The following is a 2,537-nucleotide window of genomic DNA, read 5'->3' as shown; positions in this document are numbered from 1 at the left end:
AGCCTTGGAGCCCTCTCCTGTTAGGTGATCCCCCAGATGCAGTTAACGATGCTTTTACCGTTATCTCTGGAGTTCCGATTACCATAACCCCACTTGATAATGACTCAGATCCTGAAATGGAAAATCTCCAAATTATCAATCTTAATGATGGTACTGATCACCCTATTTCACCCGGCCAAACAGTAACATTGGCATCTGGCACCACAGTGAAACTACTTGCAGATGGTCAGAGGCTAGAAGTCACTGCAACAGGAACAACAGAAAACTTCAGCTATACGATTGAGGACTCTCCTGGTGGTGGAACAGATAGTGCAACGATTAGTTTAACGATTGCTGATGATCAGGCAAGTGCCGAAGCGATCGGTTTTGTGATGACGGTTGATACAAATGTTACATACTCAGGCAGTAGCGATTCAAGCACTTATATTTTGCCAGTTGCCGGTGGGGCAGGACAAAGTTATAAGGTATTTTGGGGAGATGGGACATCAAATACATATACCAATGGCGGTGATATCACACATAATTATGCTGTATCAGGACAATATACGATTGCAGTCGTTGGTGATGTTGATGGTTTTAATTTTGGCAATAATGATCGCTTGAAAGTGCAAACTGTTGAGCAATGGGGGAATGTCGTTTGGAGTGATTTAGATTTCGCTTTCTCTAATACAGATAACGTAACCTTTAATGCTTCAGATACACCGATATTAACCGATGTTACCAATCTTAGCAGCATGTTTTCTGCCAATAACAGTGCTAATTTAAATGTCTCAAACTGGGATGTGTCAAATATTACCAATATGTCTAATATGTTCGAAAACGCAACAGCATTTAATCAATCGCTAGATAGTTGGGATGTCTCAAATGTCACCACTATGTCTTCTATGTTTAATCAAGCAACGTCATTTAACCAGACGCTGAGTAGTTGGAATACCTCAAATGTTACCAACATGTCATCTGTGTTCCGATTTGCAAGCGCATTTGATCAGTCCATAGATAGTTGGGATGTCTCCAATGTTACCAATATGACTCAGATGTTTCGTGGTGCAGCGGCATTTAATCAATCGTTAGCTAACTGGGATGTCTCAAGTGTTACCAATATGTCTTGGATGTTCTCTGAGGCAACAGTATTTAATCAAGCACTAAATAGTTGGGATGTATCAAATGTTACCAATATGGCATTTATGTTTCGATTTACTGGGGCGTTTAATCAAGCACTAGATAGTTGGGATGTATCAAATGTTACCGACATGTCTCAGATGTTTGAGAATGCAGTAGCATTTAACCAATCCATAGCTAGCTGGAATGTCTCAAATGTTACCAATATGTCTAGGATGTTTGTAAACGCAACAGCATTTAATCAATCATTAGATAGTTGGGATGTATCAAGTGTTACCCATATGGGTAGTATGTTTCAAAATGCGACCTCATTTAATCAATCGTTGAATAGCTGGGATGTCTCAAATGTTACCCATATGGCTCAGATGTTTGAGGATGCAGTAGCATTTAACCAATCCATAGATAGCTGGGATGTATCAAGTGTTACTAATATGTTATCTATGTTCCGAGATGCAAGTGCATTTGACCAAGCACTAAATAGCTGGAATACCTCCAATGTTACCAACATGTCAGTTATGTTCCGAGGTGCGACCTCATTTAATCAATCATTAGATAGCTGGAATGTCTCAAATGTTACCAATATGTCATCTATGTTCCAAGATGCAAGCGCATTTGATCAAGACCTAAGTGGATTTGATTTATCTAGTGTCACTAATATGAGTAATTTTTTATCATTCAGTGGCATGTCGGTAGCAAATTATAATGCCACTTTAATTGGTTGGGATAATCCTTCGGCACCAACTGGTATCATTATTGGTGTGAACAATATTCACTATGGTTTAAGCGCCCAATCCGCTAGAGATAATCTAATCAACGCTAAAAGCTGGACATTTCAGGGCGATAGTTTAGAGCCAATTCCACCAGAGAACACCGTGCCAGGCGCACAAAATATTGATGAAGATACACTACTTGCCATAACAGGCATATCAGTAACAGATGCTAATGATAATTTAGCAACAACCCGTTTGCAGGTAAACAATGGGGTATTAAATGTCACATTATCCGGTTTAGCGATAATATCCGCTGGAGCTAATGGTAGTAATGATTTAACTATTAGTGGAGATGAAACAGATATTAATAACACACTAGCAAGTCTAACCTATCAGGGGAATCTTAACTTTAATGGCAGTGATACTTTAACAGTTACTTCAACCGATAATGGTGGCACACCCCTATCTGATATCGATACTATAGACATCACCGTAAACGCGGTCAATGATGCACCAACGGCAGCTAACAATACCGTCACTACTGCGGAAGATACAGATTACACCTTTGTAATCAGTGACTTTAACTACAATGATATTGATAATGATACAATTGCCAGCATTCAAGTGACTTCGCTTGAAAGCGTTGGTGCTTTGAAACTCAATAATGTTGATGTCACCTTAAATCAAGTAATTAGCAAAGCCGGAATT

At 39.3% G+C, this 2,537-nt stretch carries 1 protein-coding gene; it reads left to right on the top strand.

The features are described 5' to 3' along the window. On the top strand, positions 1–2,537 hold a 2,537-nt coding region (locus DNK85_RS10735; RefSeq protein ID WP_119329561.1), incomplete at both ends, for a BspA family leucine-rich repeat surface protein.

Source organism: Cysteiniphilum halobium, from assembly GCF_003574425.1.
In the GTDB taxonomy this organism is placed as follows: domain Bacteria; phylum Pseudomonadota; class Gammaproteobacteria; order Francisellales; family Francisellaceae; genus Caedibacter; species Caedibacter halobius.
This window is presented reverse-complemented; position numbering and strand designations above follow the sequence as displayed.